Source organism: uncultured Sphingorhabdus sp., from assembly GCF_937872355.1.
Lineage (GTDB): Bacteria > Pseudomonadota > Alphaproteobacteria > Sphingomonadales > Sphingomonadaceae > Sphingorhabdus_B.
Genome location: NZ_CALMSV010000096.1, coordinates 60,045 through 81,864 on the forward strand (window position 1 = coordinate 60,045; position 21,820 = coordinate 81,864).

Here is a 21,820-nt window from a genome sequence, read left to right on the forward strand (position 1 = left end):
AATCGTTCCACATCTGTTCAACCAGACGGGAACAAACCATGTTGACCTCCAAACAGCACGCGCTTTTGATGTTCATCCACGAACGCCTTGAAACATCCGGCGTTTCTCCGTCATTTGAAGAAATGAAAGAGGCGCTTGATCTCAAGAGCAAGTCGGGCGTGCACCGGCTGATTGGCGCTTTGGAAGAACGCGGCTTTCTTCGCCGTCTCCCCAATCGCGCCCGGGCATTGGAAGTGGTCAAAATGCCCGATGGCGGCAGCGCCCGTTCGCTCTCGCAACATGAGGCGGTCAATGCAAAGGTCGCGAATATCGCCGACCATCGCCCTGCTCCGGCCAAGACTTTGCCAGTGGCTGCGAACGACGTCATCGAAATTCCGTTGCACGGAAAGATAGCCGCCGGTGTTCCGATCGAAGCACTGGAAGGCCAAAATTCGCTTTCGGTGCCGATGGCGTTGCTTGGATCGGGTGAACATTATGCGCTCGAAGTATCCGGCGATTCGATGGTCGAGGCAGGCATTCTAGATGGCGACTATGCGCTGATCCGTAAAACCCAGACCGCGCGCGATGGCGAAATTGTGGTAGCACTTGTTCGAGGAGAAGAAGCTACGCTCAAATATCTCCGCCGCGAAAATGGACGCATCCGCCTTGATCCGGCGAATAGCAGCTATGACCCGCAATATTATGACGCGAATGAGGTTGAGGTGCAGGGGCGGCTCGCTGGCTTGCTCCGCCGCTATCACTGAGGTTTGGGTACAACATTTTGCGAAAGCGGCGGGGCTCCCCTCGCCGCTTTTTCTTTTGCGCGCCGTTCAGCCCGCGCTCGCAGGCGGTGCGGCGCATAGGCCGACCAGGGATGATGCGCATTTTCTTCAGCAACGCTGCTGATTGTCGCATTGGCCAGATAAAATGCCAACCCACCGGTCTGTTCGAGCAATGTGGCATCCGCCTTCAGCCAACGTGGTTTGCAACTCCAGGGCAGCCTCCTATTGCTGATAACGATATCGCTCCGCCGACAGGCAGCGGCGAGTTCCATCGTCGGAATCATATAGCCAGAACGCAAGGCCAATACGCGCCAATTACGGTCACCTTTATGCAGCGCGAATACACAGCCATCCGGATTGCATACTGCACCGCGCATATCGTCCAGTGCCAAGGCCTCTTCGCCGACTGCCGCCGTTTCTCCCAAGATGGAGCGGGCATATTCCCCAGCCCTAGGTCGCAGCAACGCCAGTTGGCCGTCGCCATGGATGACCGCGAGATGCTGCCCATCACCGGTTAACAGCATATCCGGACGTGGTGCACTGAGCATGGCCATGGTTGAGAACAGCATCGGCCCCAATACCAGCCATCGCCAGCGCGACCCGAATATCGCGATGATCAACCCTGACAGCATTGCGGCTCCAAATGCCCACACCGGCATTTCGGGCAATAGAGCAACAGCGCCAGGGGCCGCGCTCACCGAATGGGCGATCCACAGAATTGCTGTGATTCCCTGCTTTGCCACCCACCAAAAGGGCACGCCCAAACCCGACCATAGGAAATCGGCCAAAAGGCCCAGCAATTGCGCCGGCATGACCAGAAATGTCGTCAAGGGAATGGCTGCTATGTTCGCCAGCGCGCCATAGAGGCCGCTTTTGTGAAAATGAAACAGGGCAATCGGGGCCAGCACCAGCTCAATTGCCAAGCCCGTTAGCAGCAGCCCCGATAATTGCCGGAGCAAGCGAAAGTGTAGTCCCTCGTCGCGCCGCTGCATCCAATGCCGCATCCATACGCTGTCGTGTAAAATGATGATGGTTCCTACCGCCGCAAAGCTCAGCTGAAAGCTGGGCCCGGCAAGCGCCTCCGGCCAAAAAAGAAGGACAAAGGTGGCACCGGCAGCGAGCAGGCGCAGGGACAAAGCCTCTCGTCCCATCGCCAATGCAACGAGTATCAGCAAGGCCGCGATACAGGCGCGAACCGTCGGTACCTCCGCGCCGGTCAACAATGTGTAGAGGACGGCGATAATGGCAGCGCAAGCTGCTGCCGCCAGCGGCACCGACACGCGCAAAGCCAGCCAGGGCCATAGCGCCAGCAGACTTGCGACCAATATAAAGGTACCGCCCACAACAGCGGTCACATGCAACCCACTAACCGATAAAAGATGCGCCATGCCCGAATTACGCAAGGCCTCTGCATCAGTCTCTTCGATGCTGCCGCGCGTGCCGACCAGCAAAGCGCTACCGACCGGCCCAGTTTCACTGCCCATCGCCAACTGGATCTGCGTCGATAGCGCGTTGCGGGCGCTGTTCCAGAAATCCTGTCGGTTGAGCGGCAGAGACAATATGCGAACCGCCCCCAATATCCGGCCCGTTGCGCCTATTCCACCAAACCATGCAGTCCTTGCAAAATCATAGCTTCCCGGCAAGGCTGGCCCCGGCGGCGGCATCAATCGCGCCTTGAACTCGATCACGCTTCCCGGCGCGATGTCAGGCAAAGCAAGCTGCTTGTCGATATTCACCCGAATGATCGGGGGCAGTTCCGGATGCTGACCGACATATATTCGGTAGCGGACAATATCGCGCGCCGACACATCCTCTGTGCTTTCGACACGCCCGTGGAGCTTGCCAATCCAGGGTCTTTCCAGCGGCGCGGCACCGTACAGCCATGATTTGAATGTTATCGCGCCGAAACCCAGCCCGAGCAAAAGCGCGCCGATGAGCAATAGCCCCTTCAAACGCGAAGATGGGCGAATGGCTATTCCGAGCAATGCCGTACCGATACAGGCGCTGCCCACCAACCACCAAATTTCTGCGCCAAAAACCTGCCAGATTGAAATTCCAAGACCGATCGCGACCGGAATCAACAGCGGAAGGCGTTCCTGTTCGGATTCCAGCCAGTTTTCAATGGAGGAAAGCCATTTGCTGCCCGATTGCTCGGCTGTGATCGATACGGGTTCATCGATAGCAAATTGCATGTTGCGGCCAGCCCTGAAACCAGTGCGCCACCACAATGTCTGTTATGCTTGTGTTTCAACGAGAAACAAGCCGTTTTCGATGCCCTTGACGCGCCGCACAAAACTGCGCAAGGAAGCCGCGACAAGGGGCATATTCCGACCTCGGTCTTGCTATGCCTGTATTATCGTCTCCCGCCTCTTGTGAGGCCGCCAAAACTATAAAAACAACCGGATTTGGCGGTTTGACAGGAGTAAATGAAATCGGCTTTCCCCGGCCAAATGAGTGAATGGAACGCGCATGACAAACAAGGTTGCGACTCTCAACTTGGGTGACCAGCAGGTCGACCTGCCAGTGGTATCGGGGACGGTGGGTCCGGATGTTATCGACATCCGCAAGCTCTATGCCCAGACCGATTGCTTCACCTTTGACCCGGGCTTTACCTCAACCGCCAGCTGTGAATCGCAGTTGACCTATATCGATGGCGACGAAGGTGTGCTGTTGCACCGCGGCTATTCGATTGAGGAGTTGTCCGAAGAATCGAGCTTCATGGAAGTCTCCTATCTGCTGCTGAACGGCGAACTGCCGTCGAAGCAGGAACTGGACGATTTCAGTTACACCATTTCGCGCCATACAATGCTGCACGAGCAGCTGGCGACCTTCTATCGCGGTTTCCGCCGCGACGCGCACCCGATGGCGATCATGTGCGGCGTGGTTGGGGCTTTGTCGGCCTTCTATCATGATTCGACTGATATTTCAGATCCGGTTCAGCGCAAGATTGCCAGCCACCGCCTGATTGCCAAGATGCCAACCATTGCGGCAATGGCCTATAAATATTCGGTCGGGCAGCCCTTCATCTATCCCGACAACAAGCTGTCTTACACCGGCAACTTCCTGCGCATGACCTTTGGCGTTCCGGCCGAAGAATATGAAGTCATTCCAGCCGTCGAGCAGGCATTGGATCGCATCTTCATCCTGCATGCCGACCATGAGCAGAATGCGTCGACTTCGACTGTGCGCCTTGCCGGCTCGTCGGGTGCCAATCCCTTCGCTTGTATCGCAGCGGGCATTGCCTGCCTCTGGGGCCCGGCACATGGGGGCGCCAATGAAGCGGCGCTCAACATGCTGCGCGAAATCGGCACGCCCGACAAGATTCCGCACTATATCGAACGCGCGAAGGACAAGAATGATCCGTTCCGCCTGATGGGCTTTGGTCACCGCGTTTACAAAAATTACGACCCCCGTGCGACCGTTATGCAGAAAACGGTGCGTGAAGTGCTGACCGCGCTGAAGGTCAACGATCCCATTTTCGAAGTTGCGATGCAGCTTGAGGAAATGGCGCTCAACGACCCCTATTTCATCGAGAAGAAGCTGTTCCCGAACGTCGATTTCTATTCGGGCATCATCCTGTCGGCGATCGGTTTCCCGACCACGATGTTCACCGTGCTCTTTGCCCTCGCCCGCACCGTGGGCTGGGTCGCGCAGTGGAATGAGATGATTTCCGATCCCGGCCAGAAAATCGGCCGTCCGCGTCAGTTGTACACTGGCCCGACGGCACGCCCTTACGTGCCAGTTGGCAAGCGCTAAGTAGATAAGTCGTAAATATTAGGCGATTGGCAGGTTGAGCGTGAAGCGCGCGCCGCCTGCCGATCCGGTTTCGATTGACAGTTCGCCCCCCATCGCTCTTGCGAGTTTGCGGGAAATATAAAGACCCAGCCCGCTCCCGCCATCTCCAGAGCGTCCAAGCCGTTCAAATTTGGTGAAAACGCGTTCGCGATCTTCCTCCGGAATTCCAGGTCCCTCATCTTCAACCGATATTGTTGCTGCAGTGGGATTGATAATGATCTGGATCCGAGTGCCGCCTGGTGAATAACGAATAGCATTACCGACCAGATTGAGAACGATCTGCAACACTCGTCTGAATTCCCCCACGACAACACATTTTATGTCCTCATCCGGGGAAATCAGCGTAATCTGATGGTCAGCCGCCTTCAGTGCAAGCAAACCCGAAACACGGCGAGCTATGTCACCAAGTTCGACAGGTTCACGCGCGACCTTGAACTCGGGTCTGTCGATCGCATCAAGATCCTCCAGATCGCCTACCAGTTCAGACAGGTGCTTTGCGGCTGACGCTATGTCCTTCGCATAGCTGGAATATTGCTCCAATATCGGTCCGTTCAATTCCGACCCGATAGTTTCAGCATTGGCCAATATGCGGCCCAGCGGCTGGCGAACGGCATTTGCGAAGTGTCGGCCAAGCCCCATTCCGGCATTCGCATGCTTCTCTTCTGCATTGGTACCACTTCCAACCGTTGGCAGCGCTTCTGGAAACAAGAATACCAGATGCACTCCAACCACAGGTTCGGTATCCGACTTTTTTAGATCTACCAGTGCCGTCAGTTCCACGTCTGTGGAACGATTCCTGACCCGCACTCGTTCGGGAATATCACCTGGCGCTCTCAGAAGCGCCTCAAATCCCGCCGGATGATCAATCAGATCGAAATGTTCGTCGAACGCATAAGCAACGAATTCATTCCCGAAATTTTCGAGCAAAGCTCTGGACGCGCTCAAAACGACCCCAGAACGACTGATTTGCATGGACTGCGGTGCGTTGCGAACGACATGTTGCCCAGCGCGAGTCCTGAAGGGCGACGCAGACAGAACTGCCGTGCCTCGCTCCTGCCACCCGATAATAGAAAGATGGACATTCCGGTCCTTCTTTTCAGCTTCGACCCATAATTCGATATCATGGTCTTTATCGGCTGCGTAAACATACCGTTCGAACCGCAAACCCGTTTGACAACACAGATTCGCCAAATCCAGCAAACCAGGAACGGCTATTACGCCTCCATCACGACCACCATTTGAAGCGTGCAGCCTGCGTATCGCGACGTCGGCCGCGATTAAACGGCCCTCTTGGTCGACAACACATTTAATTGGCAACGCGAGCCGTGCTGGCAGATTCTGCATCAGCCGGCCCTCGCAGTCGCTTCAGCGCCAAGCCGCCACTGCAATACCGTCGAACGCGCCTGATCTACATTTACGGATTCAAATTGTTCGAGCGATAAGGCAAGGCGATAGTCATCGCCGCGATCACCACGCAAATATTGTAAAATAGACAGTGCAGATTTCGGATCGCTGCCACGCGCTCGTAGCAGCGTCAAAAAGGGTGCCACGGGGCCTTCATCAATAAAACGCAATATCCGCTCATGTGTAATCCGGAACTCCTGAGCTAACCCGCTGACATATAGCGAAAGTCCAGCACTTATAGGATCGTTCAAGCCCGGCCGAACTTCATCGGGCAGAAAATAAGCGAGCTTTGCCGCAGCAGCGCTCAATGTCCGCGATTCATCATGTGCAGCCAGGAACAGGTTGCCAGCTTTGATATAGTCGCGACGCTCACCAATCGATCCGGACTGGAACACTGCTACCACACGCCAGAGTAAAAGATGCAGTAATTCAGCTGGCATCTGACTGGTAAGATTTTCTGGTGTTCGCCACTCAATCGCACTTTCTGCGACCAACAGATTGCGGGCAGATTGCGCAAGCATCGCATCCTTGCTGTCTATCATCTGTGCTGCAATCTGACCGAATTTATCTGGTCTGCCTTCATTAACTCGGCGCGAAATCTGCTCTTCTGCAATGCGTGCAAGAGCGAACTCAATAAGCGATTGCTCGCGAAGCAAACCTGATCGACACAGAATGTCCCAGCTTTTTGGGAGGACTTCTGCTTGCTCGATACCTAGCCCTCTTTCAATACCTTGCACCAGCATTTGCAGTACCAATCGGACAGATGCCTGCATGGCTTCACTTGGTGCATTCTGGACGCGCGGAAACAGCAGCTGGGCGAGGTCGTCGCACAGCATCTGCGCATCTATTGCAGAAGCGGTTGCTGCATTTAGCAGCTCAGGGGTTTCAGCGTCTCCCAGATTCCTATCCGATGTTCCTGGAACTACGGACTTGATATAGGGTTTTCGGGGTTAATTTGAATTTAACTGTCCGAGATTTCGCATCTGACCCCAGCGAGCCCCGATATTCAGCCCGAGGAGAATGACGATGACGCTCTTCGCGACAAGCGAAAGAGGAAATAGAAACAAACCGATAAGCAGCGATAAAGTGACTGCCAATGGCGAAATAGTACGAAGCGTCCTGTCCTTTGGTGACATATGTGACATCAGGACCAGCGCCACTAATAGGGTTGTGAGAAACGACATGTCGACAAGCGACTCCCCGCTGCGCCAAAATGACGCCAGCAAAGTCGCCGTACCTGCAAACTGGATTGCCCAACTCAAATAATCATTGGCTTTTACATGATATTCAATGGCCCGTAATTGTTGCCTGAGTGTTTCCAGGCAAAGAGCCAGAACGTAAACGGCTAAAGCCGCCATGATATGGCCACCATAAGCGACTGCCACCGAAGCGATAGAAACAACCACTGGTGCCCAGCCAAAAGCCGCCATCAAGGCAGGTCTCTGCGACACCGGTGCAATAAGTCCGCCAGACAGATTGGCAACGACAGCTTCCATCGTTCCAGATTGCCGGAACTCCAAAAAATGAGATCCAATTATCTTTTCGTAATCACCGGTACTGGAAACGTGCAGCAGCGAGCCATCAGTGATCCTTTGTTGACTGATAGCGACTTCCGAAGCGCCTAACTGCAAGGAATGACGGAGCAGAAAAGACGCTAGGCTCCAGCCTTCTGGCATTTCCTTGGATTGAAGCAGGATACCGGCTTCGAGAACCGCGACCCCGGACCAGCGACGATTCAAATCAATACGTTCAAACAAGCCGTTGGCAGGCCCTTCCTCAACAGTGCCGACACTGTTCGCTTTCCAAGACAACACCTCCTGCAACAGGCCGTCATCGAGCCATAATTCTGGCGCAACCAACAAAAATGGCCCGTCGAAATAATCTGCCTCGGAAAAATTCACCGGGCGCAGCAAACGGACATTGCCACCTTCTGCCCGCATCTGTTCGACTAGCTGCGGTAGCTCGCCGGGGATGGCGTCGACCGCGATGATGATATCATCGACGCCAAGCCGCTGCAGTTGTTTGACTTGATGGAATATCGCGGGTTTGCCGAATATTTTCGGCAACATCGCTGGCGCTCCGAAATTATCGAGCGGAGTTTCGACGCAGATCACTGCGCAATGGATGTTCAAATTATGGTCCGACGGCAAGTTGGGCATTGATCCGCTATGCCGACAGCCAGAAAATTGCCAAGCGCTTTCTGGCAATCAGGCCCGCAGCACGTTCAGACTTTGGGATTAAATCCCTTGTTCGATTTGGCTAACCAGGGTCACAAGTTTTCGGACAACTACAGGATCACCTGGCGCACCCAAATTCGCCTCATCCGCCAGATACATCATTTCCGTTGCACCGAAACTGGCCGCAAGTCCCTTGAGGCGAAAACAGCAATATTGCCAGTTCGCATCGCAGCGAGACCTTCCAAGAAGGTCGATCTGGCGCTTTGCACTATCCAAAAACGCAAGACGCAGCTCCGCCATCAGCGCGGCATCATCGCCTGCAGCCGCGCTCAAAGATGTGTCAAATGCGCCATAGTCCATTGCCATAATGCAATATTTATCCACAGGCAGGTTAACTTTGCGTTTCAACACTCCTAAATTGTGGTAAATGTGTCCCATGACGGCACAATCCAAGATAGTCGAAATCGGCCGCTCGCAGAGCGATTCCAGCCCTTCCGAATACGTTGTTGAGGAACAGGTGGAAGTTCAGCAAGAGTTTGCTGACGCCCCAGCCTCTGAGGAATATCTGGAAAGTGAGTGGCATGATGTCGTCGAATCAGGTCGGCCGTGGGGCAAAATTCTGCTTCTGATAGCCCTGATTTCTGCGACTTTGGGTTGGACCGGTTTTTTCATTTGGGCGCATCTGCCGGAACTGATTGTTGTCCCTGACCCTGCTCGGATTAGTGAACTAATCGTCCAATGGTCGGCTCCTGTTGCTGTGATCGGTCTTTTGTGGCTGCTATCGATGCGCATGAGTTCAACCGAGGCGAAACGCTTCGGCGATGTTGCAGCACTGTTGAGATCCGAAAGCGATGCGTTGCAGAACCGCATGCGCAATGTGAACGGCGAAATCGCGCTAGCGCGATCCTTTCTGGCAGAGAACGCCAAGGAATTGGAAGCTATAGGTCGCCTATCCGCACAAAGGCTGACAGAAGCAGCAACTCAGTTGAGCGCTGCTTTAACTGATTCCGACGAACGGGCCAAAATGCTGCAGGTTGCGAGCAATGCCGCTGTGACGAACCTGGAGCAATTGCGGAACCATTTACCGGTCGTGACCAGCGCAGCCAAGGATGCGACGAACCAAATAGGCATTGCGGGCAACACGGCGCACAGCCAGATTCAGGCAATCATCGGTGTCCTAAAAACCATGGATGAAAGCGCTGCAAACGCCAATATTTCGCTAGAGGCGCTTGATACTCGCATCAGTGCCAGCACCTCGGCGCTAAACCAAAAACTTTCGGCTGCAAGCGCCGATCTTTCTCAATCGGTTGAACAATCCGGAAAATTGGCTGACGATATGCTCACTGCGCTTTCGTCAGGTGTTACCGAGGCGGAGCAGCGCCTGATTGAAACTGCGAACCAGCTCGATGACCGAATGGCGGCAAGCCACCAACGTCTGGAAGGCAATTTGGGCAGTCTGGGAGAAGCCATCGCTCATCTCGAAGCGGTGAGCGACGCGCAAGATTCGACAAGCAAAGCCCTGCTCGCGAGAGTGAAGGAATCGATCGCCGAAAGCAGAAATGAGCTTTCGAAATTTGGTGATGAAGCAAGCGACAGCATCGCCAAACTGGCGTTCAGCGTTTCGGCGCTTAATGAGCGCAGCGAGGAACTGGACGGCCGTCTAAAAGGTACGTTGGCGCAAACCGATGCGCTGATCGAGCAAGCCGGCGCGATGCGTTCTGATCTGGAAGCCATCGCTGACGAAACCACCGAAAGGCTGGTTTCAAAACTCGACAATGTTAACGCTATGTTCGTAGACGTGCGAACAGCGTTTTCCGCAGCCAATAACGAACTTGCAATCGCTGACGAAGGAACAGGGGCGCTCGTAAGATCGGTGCAGGAACTTGAACAGCTCGTATCGACGCAACGCTCTGCCCTCGCCAGCCTCAATGAAAGCTCTTCAGAATATCTGACCGCGCAGCACGAACAGGTCGATATATTGTCGGCAGCGATTGTTCATACGCGAACTGCGCTTGAAGAGCTGTCGGGCATCGCCAATGAGCAGCTTGTCGCGTCACTATTGCGCGTTCGCGAAACCACCAAGCAAGCAGCAGAGGCGAGCCGCAAGATTGTCGACGAAGAACTTTCGGTGGTCGCCGACAAGCTGAACGAGAGAAATCGCGTTGCGATTGAAACGGCCGTCGATGAACAGGTGAAGGCGCTCGACGTGGCTATGCGCGAAGCATTTGGTCGCAATCTGACACTCGCTGCAGACGTTGAGGAACGGATCGAGGCGCAGCTCAAACTAGTTGGCGAGATGGCGACAAATCTTGAGCAGCGAGTCAACGAAGCGCATTCGTCCTTTGCTGGAATTGACGACGAAGGTTTTGCACGTCGTATGGCGCTGTTGACCGAATCCTTGAATTCTGCAGCGATCGATGTTGCCAAGATTTTGTCGAATGAGGTGACCGATACCGCTTGGGCTGCTTATTTGAAGGGCGACCGTGGCGTGTTCACACGCCGTGCAGTCCGCCTGCTTGACAGCGGCGAAGCGAAAATTATCGCTGCGCATTACGACGACGACGCCGAGTTCCGCGAACATGTAAACCGCTACATTCACGATTTTGAATCGATGATGCGCGTTCTGCTCAGCACCCGGGATGGCAACGCCATCGGCGTTACGTTGCTTTCATCGGATGTCGGCAAACTCTATGTCGCGCTTGCTCAGGCAATTGAGCGCTTGCGCGGCTAGTCCGCTGTCGCCTCTGGGCCAGCGATCAGGAAATCAAAACTGTGGCGGTCAATCCAGCCATAGACATAGTTTGCGTAAAACAGACCAAACAACACAGCCGACAGTAACGTTGTACGCAACAAGATTACACCAGGCCTAAAATTACCTGGGGCGCCATCGGCCTGTCCGGGAACCTTCTCAAGGCCCATTTCCTCGTAGCTACGCACGCCAATGGGCAGAATGACAAACGCACTCAGCACCCAAAACAGCGCATAAATCGCAATGATAGAAGTCCAGTTCATGCAGTTTCCACGATCAGCACATCGACAATCGGTTTCTTGCCTGTCCAGCTAGTCGCAACCCGGCGAACGGCAAGACGTAGATTCTCCCGTAGGTCACTGAGGTCGCCGCGCCAGTCGCGCACCGCTTTTTCAGCAGCCGATGATGCCTCGTCGAGGAAGTCGTCAATCTCGGCCTCGATCGGGATTCCGTGCAGGCGGATCACCGGGTCACCGAGCAGGTTGTTGTCACCATCCAACGCCACCGCAACGTTGATGATCCCATACCATGACAAGCGACGGCGCTGGGTCAGAGTTTCGCCATCAGAGGCAATGATTGTGTCGCCATCAAGCACAAGACGTCCCGTGCGCTCATTGCCAATCTGCTCGGGGCCTTTAGGCGCGAGGCGGATTACATCGCCGTTAGACTGCACAATAGTCTTCGGAATACCCAGTGATTGCCCAAAACGGGCTTGTTCAGCCATATGGCGGCGCTCGCCATGGACCGGCACCAGGATTTCAGGCCGAACCCATTCATAGAGCTTCGCCAACTCGTTGCGGCCGGGATGTCCTGATACATGCACATGCGCCTGCTTTTCGGTCACCATGATGATGTTCCGGCGTGCCAATTGATTCATCACATGCCCGATGGCCATTTCGTTGCCGGGGATCTGCTTTGAAGAGAAGATTACGGTGTCGCCCTCTTCCAGTTTCACCGGGTGATTGCCCTCTGCGATGCGGGCCAACGCTGCGCGCGCTTCCCCCTGACCGCCTGTCGCGACCACCATCACCTGGTTACGAGGAAAGGCATCGACAGCCTCCATATCAACCGTTTCGGGCAGGTTTTTGAGATACCCCGTTGATTGAGAGGCTTCGACAATTTTATGGAGCGATCGGCCAGCAAAGCAAAGTTTGCGCCCAGCTTCGCGCGCGACATCGGCTAGTGTCTGGAGGCGGGCAGAGTTTGAGGCAAAAGTGGTCACAACCACTCTGCCCTTTGCTTCAGTCACATGTTTGAGCAGATCCGCATGAACGCTCGCTTCGCTGCCACTCGCCTTATCGTTGAAGACATTGGTAGAATCGCAAACCATGGCGAGAATGCCCTCATCGCCTATTGCAGTCAGCTGTTCTGCACTTGCCGGAACACCAATGACGGGAGTCTCGTCGAGCTTCCAGTCTCCTGTGTGGAAGACCTTGCCATAGGGTGTGTCGATGACCAGCGCGCTCATTTCGAGGATCGAGTGCGCGAGCGGAACGAAGCGAATGTCGAATGGGCCGAGGTTTATCTGTCCTTCCATCGGCACAATGTTCAAGTCCACTTCGTCAGTGATGCCCTGCTCATCCAGTTTGCCTTTGATCAGCGCGGCCGTGAATGGCGTCGCGAATAGCGGCACGCCAAGGTCGGCGGCAAAGAAAGGAACAGCGCCGATATGATCCTCATGCCCGTGGGTCAGGATGATGCCCAGCAGGTCCGCCTTGCGGTCTTCGATAAATTCGAGATCGGGCATTATGAGATCGATACCCGGATAATCTTCATGGCCGAAGGTCACACCCAGATCGACCATGATCCACTTGCCTTGGCAGCCATAGAGATTGGCATTCATGCCGATTTCGTCCGACCCGCCAAGCGCGAGGAACAAAAGTTCATTTTTTGGATTTGTCATGCCCCGCCTTCGCGGTTTGCATAGAGCTTGGCAAGCCCGCGCAGTGTCAAATCGGGTTCAACTCTGTCAAATAGATGGCTGTGCTGCTGGAAAAGCGCCGCCAGCCCGCCGGTTGCGATGACTTTCACTGGCCTCGCTATTTCGGCTTTCATCCGTACCAGCAAACCTTCGATTAGACCGACATAACCAAAATATATCCCTATCTGCATTTGTCCGACGGTATCGCGGCCGATAACGCTCTGCGACGGCGGCGGCTCGATCGCGATGCGCGGCAGCATGGCGGCAGCATTGTAGAGTGCGTCGAGCGACAGGTTGATACCAGGTGCGATACTCCCGCCTAGATAAGATCCATCGGCGCCGATATGATCGAAGGTCGTCGCTGTACCGAAGCTGATGACAATCTTGTCCGTATTCGGCTCAAGCGCTTGAGCTGCAATGGCGTTGACTGCGCGATCCGCGCCCAGAGCGCGCGGTTCATCAACCTTCAGCGCAATACCCCAGCTGACCGGTTCGCGCCCGGCGACAAGGGCATCAATGCCGAAATATTTTTGGCTCAAAACCTGCAGATTGTGCAGTGCACGCGGGACAACGGTCGCGATAATGACCGCATCGATGTCACTGCGCTTATGCCCCTCCATCTGCAGCAACTGGTCGAGCCAGACAGCATATTCATCCGCCGTGCGCCGCGCGTCGGTAGCAATCCGCCAACGCTGTATGATTTCGCCGCTGTCGTCGACCAGTGCGAATTTGACATTGGTGTTGCCGTTATCGACCGCGAGAAGCATGACGCTGTCCTTATCAAATCAGGAATATATCGGCAGCGTGAATGGCACGAATTGCGCCCTCCGCCAAGCGCAGGCTGAGTGCACCATCATCGCTTAAGCCTGCGAAAAGTCCGTCAATCTGCTCACCATCAGGCAGGTTGACGCGTAAAGCTGTGCCCTTTGGATGTGAGGCTGCTTCCCATGCTCGCAAGAGATTGGCCAAAGGCTGCTGCCGCCATCGTTGCCGCCAGATTGCGAATTGATCTGCGAGTATCTCACAGACCGCTTGCGGCTCGGGTGGATTGGCACCCAAGGCCCGAAGGTCACTGGCGGGGCGTCCGATATCCGCCGGATGTGAGACCAGATTTATTCCGAAACCGGCAACAATCGCATCCCCCGACCTTTCGAGCAGGATGCCGCACAGTTTCTCGCCATTTCCCGACAATGCATCATTGGGCCATTTCAGCTGGATTGCGACATCGGGTGCGACCAGCTTGATCGTGTCAAAAGCGGCAATCCCAGCGACAAAAGCCAGGGTTGATGGGGGCGGATCGCCGGGTGACAGCCTTGCTATGGTGCTTGCATAGAGATTGCCCAAAGGGCTGCCCCACTCCCGCCCCATACGCCCCCGGCCACCGCCCTGTTGATCGGCGCGCAGCCAAAGCCCTTCAGGCGCGCCCGAGGCAGCGCGCGACAACAGATCGGCATTGGTGGAACCGGTAAGTGCTACCTGCTCGAACAAAATGCTCAGAACAAAGCTCCGGCGGCTTGCGCTGTGACTGCGCCGAGAAGCGGGATGGCCAAATAACCCAAAGCGGAAACGACCAAGCCCAAGGCTCCGCCGGTCCACCTCAAAACCTTGTCATCTGCGGCTTCGATGCTGTCGCCAGACTCATCAAAATACATCGTCTTGACGACTTTCAAATAATAGAAGGCACCAATGACAGAGGCAGCAATACCGATAACCGCAAGCGGAAACAGCCCTGCTGAGATCGCGGCATTGAATACGACCAGCTTGCCGTAAAAGCCGAACAAGGGCGGAATGCCCGCTAGGCTGAACATGAAAATTGCGAAGATGGCCGCAAGCGCGGGGCGGGTCTTCGACAGCCCGGCGATGTCGGCCATGCTTTCCTTCATCTCACCGTCGCGGCCCTTCAGCTGCATCAGGCAGACGAACCCGCCCAGTGTCATCGCGACGTAAATGGCGAGGTAAACCAGCATCGCCGCTACGCCCTGTTCCGTGCCGGCGGCCAAACCAATCAGCAGGAAGCCGACATTGTTGATTGAGCTATAAGCCAAAAGACGCTTCAGGTTCTGCTGACCAATTGCTCCGACGGCACCGATGATGATCGACATCAGGGCCACCACCATCACGATCTGCTGCCATGCTTGCACCTGATTGCCAAAAGCTTCGACCACGATACGGATGAGCAGCGCGCTGGCTGCCACCTTGGGTGCGCTGGCGAAGAAGGCCGTTACCGGCGTCGGCGCGCCTTCATAAACGTCCGGCGTCCACATGTGGAATGGTGCGGCGCTGATTTTAAAAGCGAGTCCCGAAAGCACAAAGACCAGACCGAAAAGCAGGCCCATGCTAAGTTCACCGGTCATTGCCGTACCGATCGTTTCAAAACTGGTCGAACCGGTAAAGCCGTAAAGCAGCGACATCCCGAACAGCAAAATGCCGCTGGCGAGTGCACCAAGGACGAAATATTTGAGCCCCGCCTCCGCCGAGCGGCCGTCATTGCGCGCAAAGCTGGCGAGGACATAGGCGGCGAGACTGTTGAGTTCGAGGCCAATATAGAGCGTCAGCAGGTCGGTAGCCGAGACCATCACGCCCATGCCTACAGCGGCAAGGATGACGAGCACCGGATATTCGGCACGCATTGCGCCCATTTTTTCAAGCGCCTTGGGCGCGATCATCAGCGAAATGGCCGCGGCGAAATAGATCAGAATTTTGGCGAAGCTGCCGAAGGCGTCAGCGCGATACAGGCCTTCAAAGGCCGACGCATCAGTTCCGGCGCACAGATAATGCACGGCATAGGCACCCGCGCCAACGAGGGCGGCCACAGACAAGATACTGACCAGACGACCGGCTTCCTGCCTCCACGCCGCTATCAGCAGCAGGGCAAGGCTGGAGAAACTGAGGATCAGCTCCGGACGGACCAAATAGAGCGAGGTTGAAAGGTCCATTAGTGTGCGGCCCCCTCGGCCTTTTTGTCATGTTCGCCGCCATGCGCCTGGATGCGATATTTGGCGGTCGTCTTGTCATGTACCTTGAGCTTGCTGTCGCCTGCGGGCGCTGCGCGTTCGATGCGTTCGACAATCGTTGCGACGTCGCGACGGATCGGGGCCAGGAAGCTTTCAGGGTAAATGCCCATCCACAGCACAGCTGCAGCAATCGGGGCCAATAGCCACAATTCGCGATTGTCGAGATCGGGCATCGCAGCTGCATCGGCGTTCACCTGCTCACCAAAAGCCACGCGGCGATAGAGATAGAGCATATAGCCTGCGCCCAGGATGATACCCGTGGTCGCAATCAGCGTTGCCCAGGTCGAAACCTTGTAAGCACCTGCCAGCGACAGGAATTCACCGACAAAGCCGCTCGTTCCGGGCAGACCGACGCTCGCCATGGTGAACAGCATGAAGAACAGCGCATATTTGGGCATGTTGATGCTGAGCCCGCCATAACGGCTGATCTCGCGGGTGTGCAGCCGGTCGTAAATGACACCAACGCAGAGGAAGAGCGCGCCCGAGACAAGGCCGTGGCTGAGCATCACGATGATGGCGCCTTCGATACCCTGCTGGTTGAAGGTGAACAGGCCCACTGTCACAATCGCCATATGTGCGACCGACGAATAAGCGATCAGCTTCTTCATATCATCCTGCACCAGTGCGACGAGGCTGGTGTAAACGACAGCGACCATCGACAGGCCGAAAATCAGCCAGATGAATTGCGCGGATGCTTCGGGGAACATCGGCAGCGAGAAGCGCAGGAAGCCATAGCCGCCCATCTTCAGCAAGACGCCAGCCAGGATGACTGAGCCCGCCGTCGGTGCCTGCACGTGCGCATCGGGAAGCCAGGTATGCACCGGCCACATCGGCATTTTAACCGCGAAGGATGCAAAGAAGGCGAGCCAAAGGATCGTCTGCGCCTCGGGCGGGAAATCATGGTTGAGCAGCGTCGGGATATCCGCCGTGCCCGCCTGCTGGATCATCCACAGCATTGCCAGCAGCATGAACACCGAGCCGAGCAGCGTGTAGAGGAAGAATTTGTAAGAGGCGTAGATGCGATCCTTGCCACCCCAGATGCCTATGATCAGATACATTGGGATCAGCCCGGCTTCGAACATGATGTAGAACAGCATCAGATCCTGCGCCGCAAACACGCCGATCATCAGTGTTTCCATCAACAGGAAGCTCGCCATGTAAAGCCCGACCCGCTCGGTCACCGCGCGCCAGCTTGCGCCGATGCAGATCGGCATCAGGAAGACCGAGAGCATGATGAGCAGCAACGAAATGCCGTCAATACCCAGTTTCCAGCCTATTGGCCCGAACAATGCGGCGCTTTCGACAAACTGCCACTGTGCACCCGCCGGATCGTAGCTGGCCCAAAGCCAGACACCGAGCAACAGATTGAAAAGAGTTGCGGTCAACGCAATGATGCGCGCCATTTCGTCGCGGACGAACAGGCAAGCCAGCGCGCCGACCATCGGCACGGCGAGCATGATCGAAAGGATGGGGAGTTCGGCGGCGTTCATCGCGCTTGCACCATAAACCAGCTGATTGCGGCGACGAGGCCAAGCAGCATCACCAACGCATATGTGTAGAGATAGCCCGACTGCATGCGGACGGCGATACGGCTACCCAGACCCACGGCGGCAGCGGACCCGTTTGGACCGAAGCGGTCGATAATTCCGATGTCGCCCCCCTTCCAGAACAGGCGTCCAAACCAGAAGGCAGGCTTGACGAAGATGAGGTTATACAGCTCGTCAAAATACCATTTGTTGAGGAAGAATTTGTACAGCGGCTCGAAATGCCCTGCTAGAGCCTGCGCAGAGCCGGGCTTGCGGATATACATCATCCATGCGGTGAACAGGCCGGTCAGCATCGCAACCGTCGAGGCCAGCTTCACCCACAACGGCACATGGTGCATTGCGTGGATCAGATGCTCGTTGAAATAGAGCGTCGATGCAGCCCAGAATGCGGTTCCGCCTTCTTCGGCATAGATGAAATCATATTTGAACAGATAGCCCGCAGCGATGGCACCCAGCGTAAGTACGCCCAGCGGAACGAGCATTGGCCAAGGGCTTTCATGCGGATGATATCCGGCTGTGCCATCGTCATGCGCGTCATGATGGTCGTGCGCATGGTCGTCATGGCCATGATGATCGTCGTGCACCGCATGCTGGATATGCTCCGACTGTGCCCAGCGCGGTTTGCCAAAGAATGTCAGGAAGACGAGGCGCCAGCTATAGAAGCTGGTGAGCAGCGCAGCGAATACGCCGATGAAGAAGGCATAGCCGCCCCAAGGCGCGGTCGAGGCGTAAGCCGCTTCGATAATCGCGTCCTTTGAATGGAAACCAGCAAAGCCGCCAATACCGACTATGCCGACGCCGGTGATCGCAAGCGTACCGGCAGTCATCGCCCAGAAGGTCAGCGGGATATGTTTCCTGAGGCCACCATAATAACGCATGTCCTGCTCATGATGCATTGCGTGAATCACGCTGCCAGCACCAAGGAACAGCAACGCCTTGAAGAAGGCGTGCGTGAAAAGGTGGAACATCGCCGCGCTATAGGCTCCAACACCAGCGGCAAAGAACATATAGCCGAGCTGCGAGCAGGTCGAGTAAGCGATCACGCGTTTGATATCGGTCTGGACGAGGCCGACGGTGGCCGCGAAAAGCGCTGTCGTCGCGCCAACGATGGTCACCACATTGAGCGCAAACTGGCTGGTTTCAAACAGCGGCGACAGGCGGCAGACCATGAAAACGCCCGCGGTCACCATCGTCGCCGCGTGGATCAGCGCGGAAACCGGGGTCGGGCCTTCCATCGCGTCGGGCAACCATGTGTGAAGGCCAAGCTGGGCCGATTTGCCCATCGCGCCGATGAAGAGCAGGATGCAGAGCAGGCTCATCGTATCGACGCGCAGACCGAGGAAGCCGATGCTCGATCCGGCCTTATCAGGGGCCGCAGCGAGAATATCGGGGATCGAGACAGTACCGAACAGCCAGAACACGCCAAAAATGCCGAGCATGAAGCCCAAATCGCCGACGCGGTTGACGACGAAGGCCTTGATGGCGGCGGCATTGGCGCTGGGTTTCTTGTACCAGAAACCGATCAGCAGATAGGATGCGAGACCCACGCCTTCCCAGCCAAAGAACATCTGGACAAGGTTGTTAGCCGTAACCAGCATCAGCATCGCAAAGGTGAAGAGTGAGAGATAGGCGAAGAAGCGCGGCTGATCCGGATCTTCCTCCATATAGCTCCAGCTATAGAGGTGGACGAGCGCGGACACGGTGGTGATCACCACCAGCATCACCGCGGTCAGCGCATCGACACGCAATTCCCAATCGAACTTCAGGGCGCCCGACTGCACCCATTGCATCACGGGCTCGACATAAGCCTTTTCATTGCCAGTCAAAAAGCCGAGGAAAATTGGCCAGCTGAGCGCGCAAGCGAGAAACAGTCCGCCGGTTGTGATGACCTTCGCTGCGGTCTTGCCGATGAAATTCTGCCCAAGCCCGGCGACTATGGCCGCGAGCAATGGTCCGAATACGATGATTTCGATGGACGACATAAGACCGGCTTACCCCTTCATCCGGTTGACATCGTCAACGGCGATCGTGCCGCGACCACGGAAGTAAATGACGAGAATGGCAAGACCGATGGCGGCTTCACCAGCGGCGACGGTCAAAACGAACATCGCAAACACCTGCCCCACCAGATCGCCGAGGAAGGCGCTGAAAGCGACAAGGTTGATATTCACCGAAAGCAGGATGAGCTCGATCGCCATCAGGATGATGATCACATTCTTCCGGTTGAGGAAGATGCCGAGCACGCCCATCACGAACAGGATGCTGCTGACGACCAGATAATGTTCGATACCGATCATAGCTCCACCCCCTGCCCGACGGGCTGGTTCACATTGCGCACAGAATCTTGCGGGCGACGCTGGTTCTGGCTGGAAATATCCTGCACGAAAATGCCCTTGCGCTGACGGTGGGTCAGCACAATCGCGCCAACCATTGCGACCAGCAGGATCAGGCCTGCAGTTTCAAACAGGAAGACATATTTGGTATAGAGCAGCGAGCCCATCGCCTCGATGTTGGGCTTGTCGGCGGGCGTGGCGGCGGCAATCGCACCACCGAGTTCCACTGCTCCTGCACGGAAAGCACCGATGCCGAGGATCAGTTCAACCACCAGCACAATCGCGAGCAACAGCCCCAAAGGCAGGTTGCGCATGAAACCTGCGCGCAGTTCGGCGAAATCAATGTCGAGCATCATCACGACGAACAGGAACAGCACCGCGACCGCGCCGACATACACAATGACGAGCAGCATCGCGATAAACTCTGCGCCCACCAGCACCATCAGTCCGGCGGCGTTGAAGAAAGCAACGATCAGCCAGAGCACGCTGTGCACCGGATTGCGCGCAAAAATTACCATCGCGGCCGAAGCCAGCAGGATGGCCGCGAAGATATAGAAGGAAATGACCTGGATCACGATGCGCGCCCCTTATCGATAGGGCGCGTCGGCAGCAATATTTGCCGCGATCGCGCGTTCCCATTTGTCCCCGTTCGCAAGCAGCTTGTCCTTGTTGTACAGCAGCTCTTCACGGGTTTCGGTGGCATATTCGAAATTCGGTCCCTCGACGATGGCATCGACCGGGCAGGCTTCCTGGCAGAAGCCGCAATAGATGCACTTGGTCATGTCAATGTCGTAGCGCGTGGTCCGGCGGCTGCCATCCTCGCGCGGTTCGGCCTCGATGGTGATTGCTTGTGCAGGACACACAGCCTCGCACAGCTTGCACGCGATGCAGCGTTCCTCACCATTGGGATAGCGGCGCAGCGCATGTTCACCGCGGAAACGCGGGGACAGCGGGTTCTTTTCGAACGGATAATTCACCGTCGCCTTGGGCTTGAAGAAATATTGCAAGGTCAGCCAATGCGCCTTGATAAATTCCCACAGCGTGAAGGATTTGAAGAGATGGACGACAGAACTCATGCGAAATGCCCTGTGTACATTAGGTAACCGCTCACGAGGAAAACCCAGAAGAGTGAAATCGGCAGGAAGACCTTCCAGCCCAGACGCATCAGCTGGTCATAACGATAGCGCGGGACGGTGGCTTTTACCCAGGCGAAGATGAAGAAGAATATCCAGATCTTGGCGAACAGCCAGATGATTCCCGGCACATAGTAAAGCGGTGCCCAATCAACGGGCGGCAGATATCCGCCCCAGAACAACACCGCGTTCAGCGTGCACATCAGCAGCACATTGGCATATTCGCCGAGCCAATAGAGCGCGAAACTCATCGAGCTATATTCGGTCTGGTATCCGGCAACCAACTCGCTCTCCGCCTCGGTCAAGTCGAACGGCGCGCGTGCGGTTTCGGCCATTGCACTGATCAGGAACATGACCGCGATCGGGAAGAGGAGCGGGTTGAGGCCAAAGGCGTTCACAAAGCCCAGCACATGGCCTTTTTGCGCTTCAATGATGCCGAGCATGTTGAATGTACCAGCCCACAGCACGACACAAATCAGGATGAAACCGATCGAGACTTCGTACGAAATCATCTGCGCGGCGGCGCGCATCGCTGAGAAGAAGGGATATTTCGAGTTCGACGCCCAGCCCGCAATCACGACGCCATAGACGCCAAGGCTGCTGATCGCCAAAACATAGAGCAGACCAACATTGATATCGGCGAGCACCGCGCCTGAATTGAAGGGGATCACCGCCCAGGCCATCAAGGCGACGGTGAAGGTGATGATCGGCGCAATCAGGAACAGCCCTCGGTTGGATGCCGAAGGTATGATCGTTTCCTGCAGGAAGACCTTCAGGCCGTCAGCAAAGGACTGCAGCACACCCCACGGCCCGACCACATTTGGCCCACGACGCAGCGCAAAAGCCGCCCAGAGCTTGCGCTCTGCATAGATGATCATCGCGACGCTGAGCATCAGCAACAGCGAAATCATGAGGATTCCCGCGAGCGTGGCGGTGAACCACGCCCATTCGTAAGACATGCCCCATGTCTGGAACCGTTCGGTCAT

Annotated in this window: 19 protein-coding genes; 3 read left to right on the top strand and 16 right to left on the bottom strand. The window is 56.0% G+C overall.

All coding sequences use genetic code 11. The features are described from left to right. Window positions 1-38: 38 nt before the first annotated feature. Window positions 39-743 (top strand): transcriptional repressor LexA, encoded by a 705-nt coding sequence (lexA, locus tag Q0239_RS05590; RefSeq protein ID WP_298599644.1) that lies wholly within the window; start codon window positions 39-41, stop codon window positions 741-743. Here lexA and Q0239_RS05595 read toward each other — a convergent pair. Next, a complete protein-coding gene (locus Q0239_RS05595) occupies window positions 737-2,953 on the bottom strand; it encodes a ComEC/Rec2 family competence protein (RefSeq protein WP_298599647.1) in 2,217 nt (738 codons plus the stop codon). The two genes, lexA and Q0239_RS05595, sit on opposite strands and share 7 nt — an antisense overlap. A gap of 277 nt (window positions 2,954-3,230) precedes the next feature. Between Q0239_RS05595 and Q0239_RS05600 the strand changes: the two genes are divergently transcribed. Then, a complete protein-coding gene (locus Q0239_RS05600) occupies window positions 3,231-4,517 on the top strand; it encodes a citrate synthase (protein ID WP_298599650.1) in 1,287 nt (428 codons plus the stop codon). An 18-nt stretch (window positions 4,518-4,535) separates the two neighbouring features. Here Q0239_RS05600 and Q0239_RS05605 read toward each other — a convergent pair whose 3' ends face one another. From Q0239_RS05605 to Q0239_RS05620, 4 genes are all read right to left on the bottom strand, one after another. Further along, window positions 4,536-5,528, bottom strand: a complete 993-nt coding sequence (locus Q0239_RS05605) for a sensor histidine kinase KdpD (RefSeq protein WP_298599653.1) — start codon at window positions 5,526-5,528, stop codon at window positions 4,536-4,538. Window positions 5,529-5,899: 371 nt separating this feature from the next. Beyond that, the gene (locus Q0239_RS05610) at window positions 5,900-6,796 is read right to left on the bottom strand and encodes a hypothetical protein (protein ID WP_298599656.1); all 897 of its coding nucleotides are present in this window, start codon (window positions 6,794-6,796) and stop codon (window positions 5,900-5,902) included. 114 nt (window positions 6,797-6,910) lie between these two features. Beyond that, window positions 6,911-8,074, bottom strand: a complete 1,164-nt coding sequence (locus tag Q0239_RS05615; RefSeq protein ID WP_298599659.1) for a hypothetical protein — start codon at window positions 8,072-8,074, stop codon at window positions 6,911-6,913. 123 nt (window positions 8,075-8,197) lie between these two features. Then, on the bottom strand, window positions 8,198-8,503 hold the full coding sequence (locus tag Q0239_RS05620) for an Hpt domain-containing protein (RefSeq protein WP_298599718.1): 306 nt from the start codon (window positions 8,501-8,503) through the stop codon (window positions 8,198-8,200). A gap of 70 nt (window positions 8,504-8,573) precedes the next feature. Here Q0239_RS05620 and Q0239_RS05625 point away from each other — a divergent pair, with 70 nt between their 5' ends. After that, window positions 8,574-10,868 carry a hypothetical protein gene (locus tag Q0239_RS05625; protein ID WP_298599662.1) on the top strand — a complete coding sequence of 765 codons (2,295 nt, stop codon included), beginning with the start codon at window positions 8,574-8,576 and terminating at the stop codon, window positions 10,866-10,868. Here the strand turns inward: Q0239_RS05625 and Q0239_RS05630 are convergent. The 11 genes from Q0239_RS05630 to nuoH are packed head-to-tail and all read right to left on the bottom strand — an operon-like array spanning window position 10,865 to window position 21,820. Beyond that, complete coding sequence (locus tag Q0239_RS05630) at window positions 10,865-11,149, bottom strand: DUF1467 family protein (protein ID WP_298599665.1); 285 nt, start codon at window positions 11,147-11,149, stop codon at window positions 10,865-10,867. The genes Q0239_RS05625 and Q0239_RS05630 overlap by 4 nt on opposite strands. Next, window positions 11,146-12,789 carry a ribonuclease J gene (locus Q0239_RS05635; RefSeq protein WP_298599668.1) on the bottom strand — a complete coding sequence of 548 codons (1,644 nt, stop codon included), beginning with the start codon at window positions 12,787-12,789 and terminating at the stop codon, window positions 11,146-11,148. Before Q0239_RS05635 ends, Q0239_RS05630 begins: the two co-directional genes overlap by 4 nt. Next, window positions 12,786-13,574: a type III pantothenate kinase gene (locus Q0239_RS05640; protein WP_298599670.1), complete on the bottom strand. Its 789-nt coding sequence runs from the start codon at window positions 13,572-13,574 to the stop codon at window positions 12,786-12,788. Before Q0239_RS05640 ends, Q0239_RS05635 begins: the two co-directional genes overlap by 4 nt. Before the next feature lie 13 nt (window positions 13,575-13,587). After that, window positions 13,588-14,295, bottom strand: coding sequence for a biotin--[acetyl-CoA-carboxylase] ligase (locus Q0239_RS05645; protein WP_298599672.1), 708 nt, complete (start codon window positions 14,293-14,295; stop codon window positions 13,588-13,590). 5 nt (window positions 14,296-14,300) lie between these two features. Continuing rightward, entirely contained in the window at window positions 14,301-15,743 is a 1,443-nt protein-coding gene (nuoN, locus tag Q0239_RS05650) for an NADH-quinone oxidoreductase subunit NuoN (RefSeq protein WP_298599676.1), read from the bottom strand. Further along, a complete protein-coding gene (locus Q0239_RS05655; RefSeq protein ID WP_298599679.1) occupies window positions 15,743-17,311 on the bottom strand; it encodes an NADH-quinone oxidoreductase subunit M in 1,569 nt (522 codons plus the stop codon). Before Q0239_RS05655 ends, nuoN begins: the two co-directional genes overlap by 1 nt. Next, the gene (nuoL, locus tag Q0239_RS05660; RefSeq protein WP_298599682.1) at window positions 17,308-19,350 is read right to left on the bottom strand and encodes an NADH-quinone oxidoreductase subunit L; all 2,043 of its coding nucleotides are present in this window, start codon (window positions 19,348-19,350) and stop codon (window positions 17,308-17,310) included. The genes Q0239_RS05655 and nuoL overlap by 4 nt, the downstream gene beginning before the upstream one ends. Before the next feature lie 9 nt (window positions 19,351-19,359). Then, a complete protein-coding gene (nuoK, locus tag Q0239_RS05665) occupies window positions 19,360-19,665 on the bottom strand; it encodes an NADH-quinone oxidoreductase subunit NuoK (protein WP_115548499.1) in 306 nt (101 codons plus the stop codon). After that, complete coding sequence (locus tag Q0239_RS05670) at window positions 19,662-20,276, bottom strand: NADH-quinone oxidoreductase subunit J (protein WP_298599687.1); 615 nt, start codon at window positions 20,274-20,276, stop codon at window positions 19,662-19,664. Before Q0239_RS05670 ends, nuoK begins: the two co-directional genes overlap by 4 nt. Before the next feature lie 12 nt (window positions 20,277-20,288). Continuing rightward, the gene (gene nuoI / locus Q0239_RS05675) at window positions 20,289-20,777 is read right to left on the bottom strand and encodes an NADH-quinone oxidoreductase subunit NuoI (RefSeq protein WP_298599690.1); all 489 of its coding nucleotides are present in this window, start codon (window positions 20,775-20,777) and stop codon (window positions 20,289-20,291) included. Beyond that, window positions 20,774-21,820: an NADH-quinone oxidoreductase subunit NuoH gene (gene nuoH / locus Q0239_RS05680; RefSeq protein ID WP_298599722.1), complete on the bottom strand. Its 1,047-nt coding sequence runs from the start codon at window positions 21,818-21,820 to the stop codon at window positions 20,774-20,776. The genes nuoI and nuoH overlap by 4 nt, the downstream gene beginning before the upstream one ends.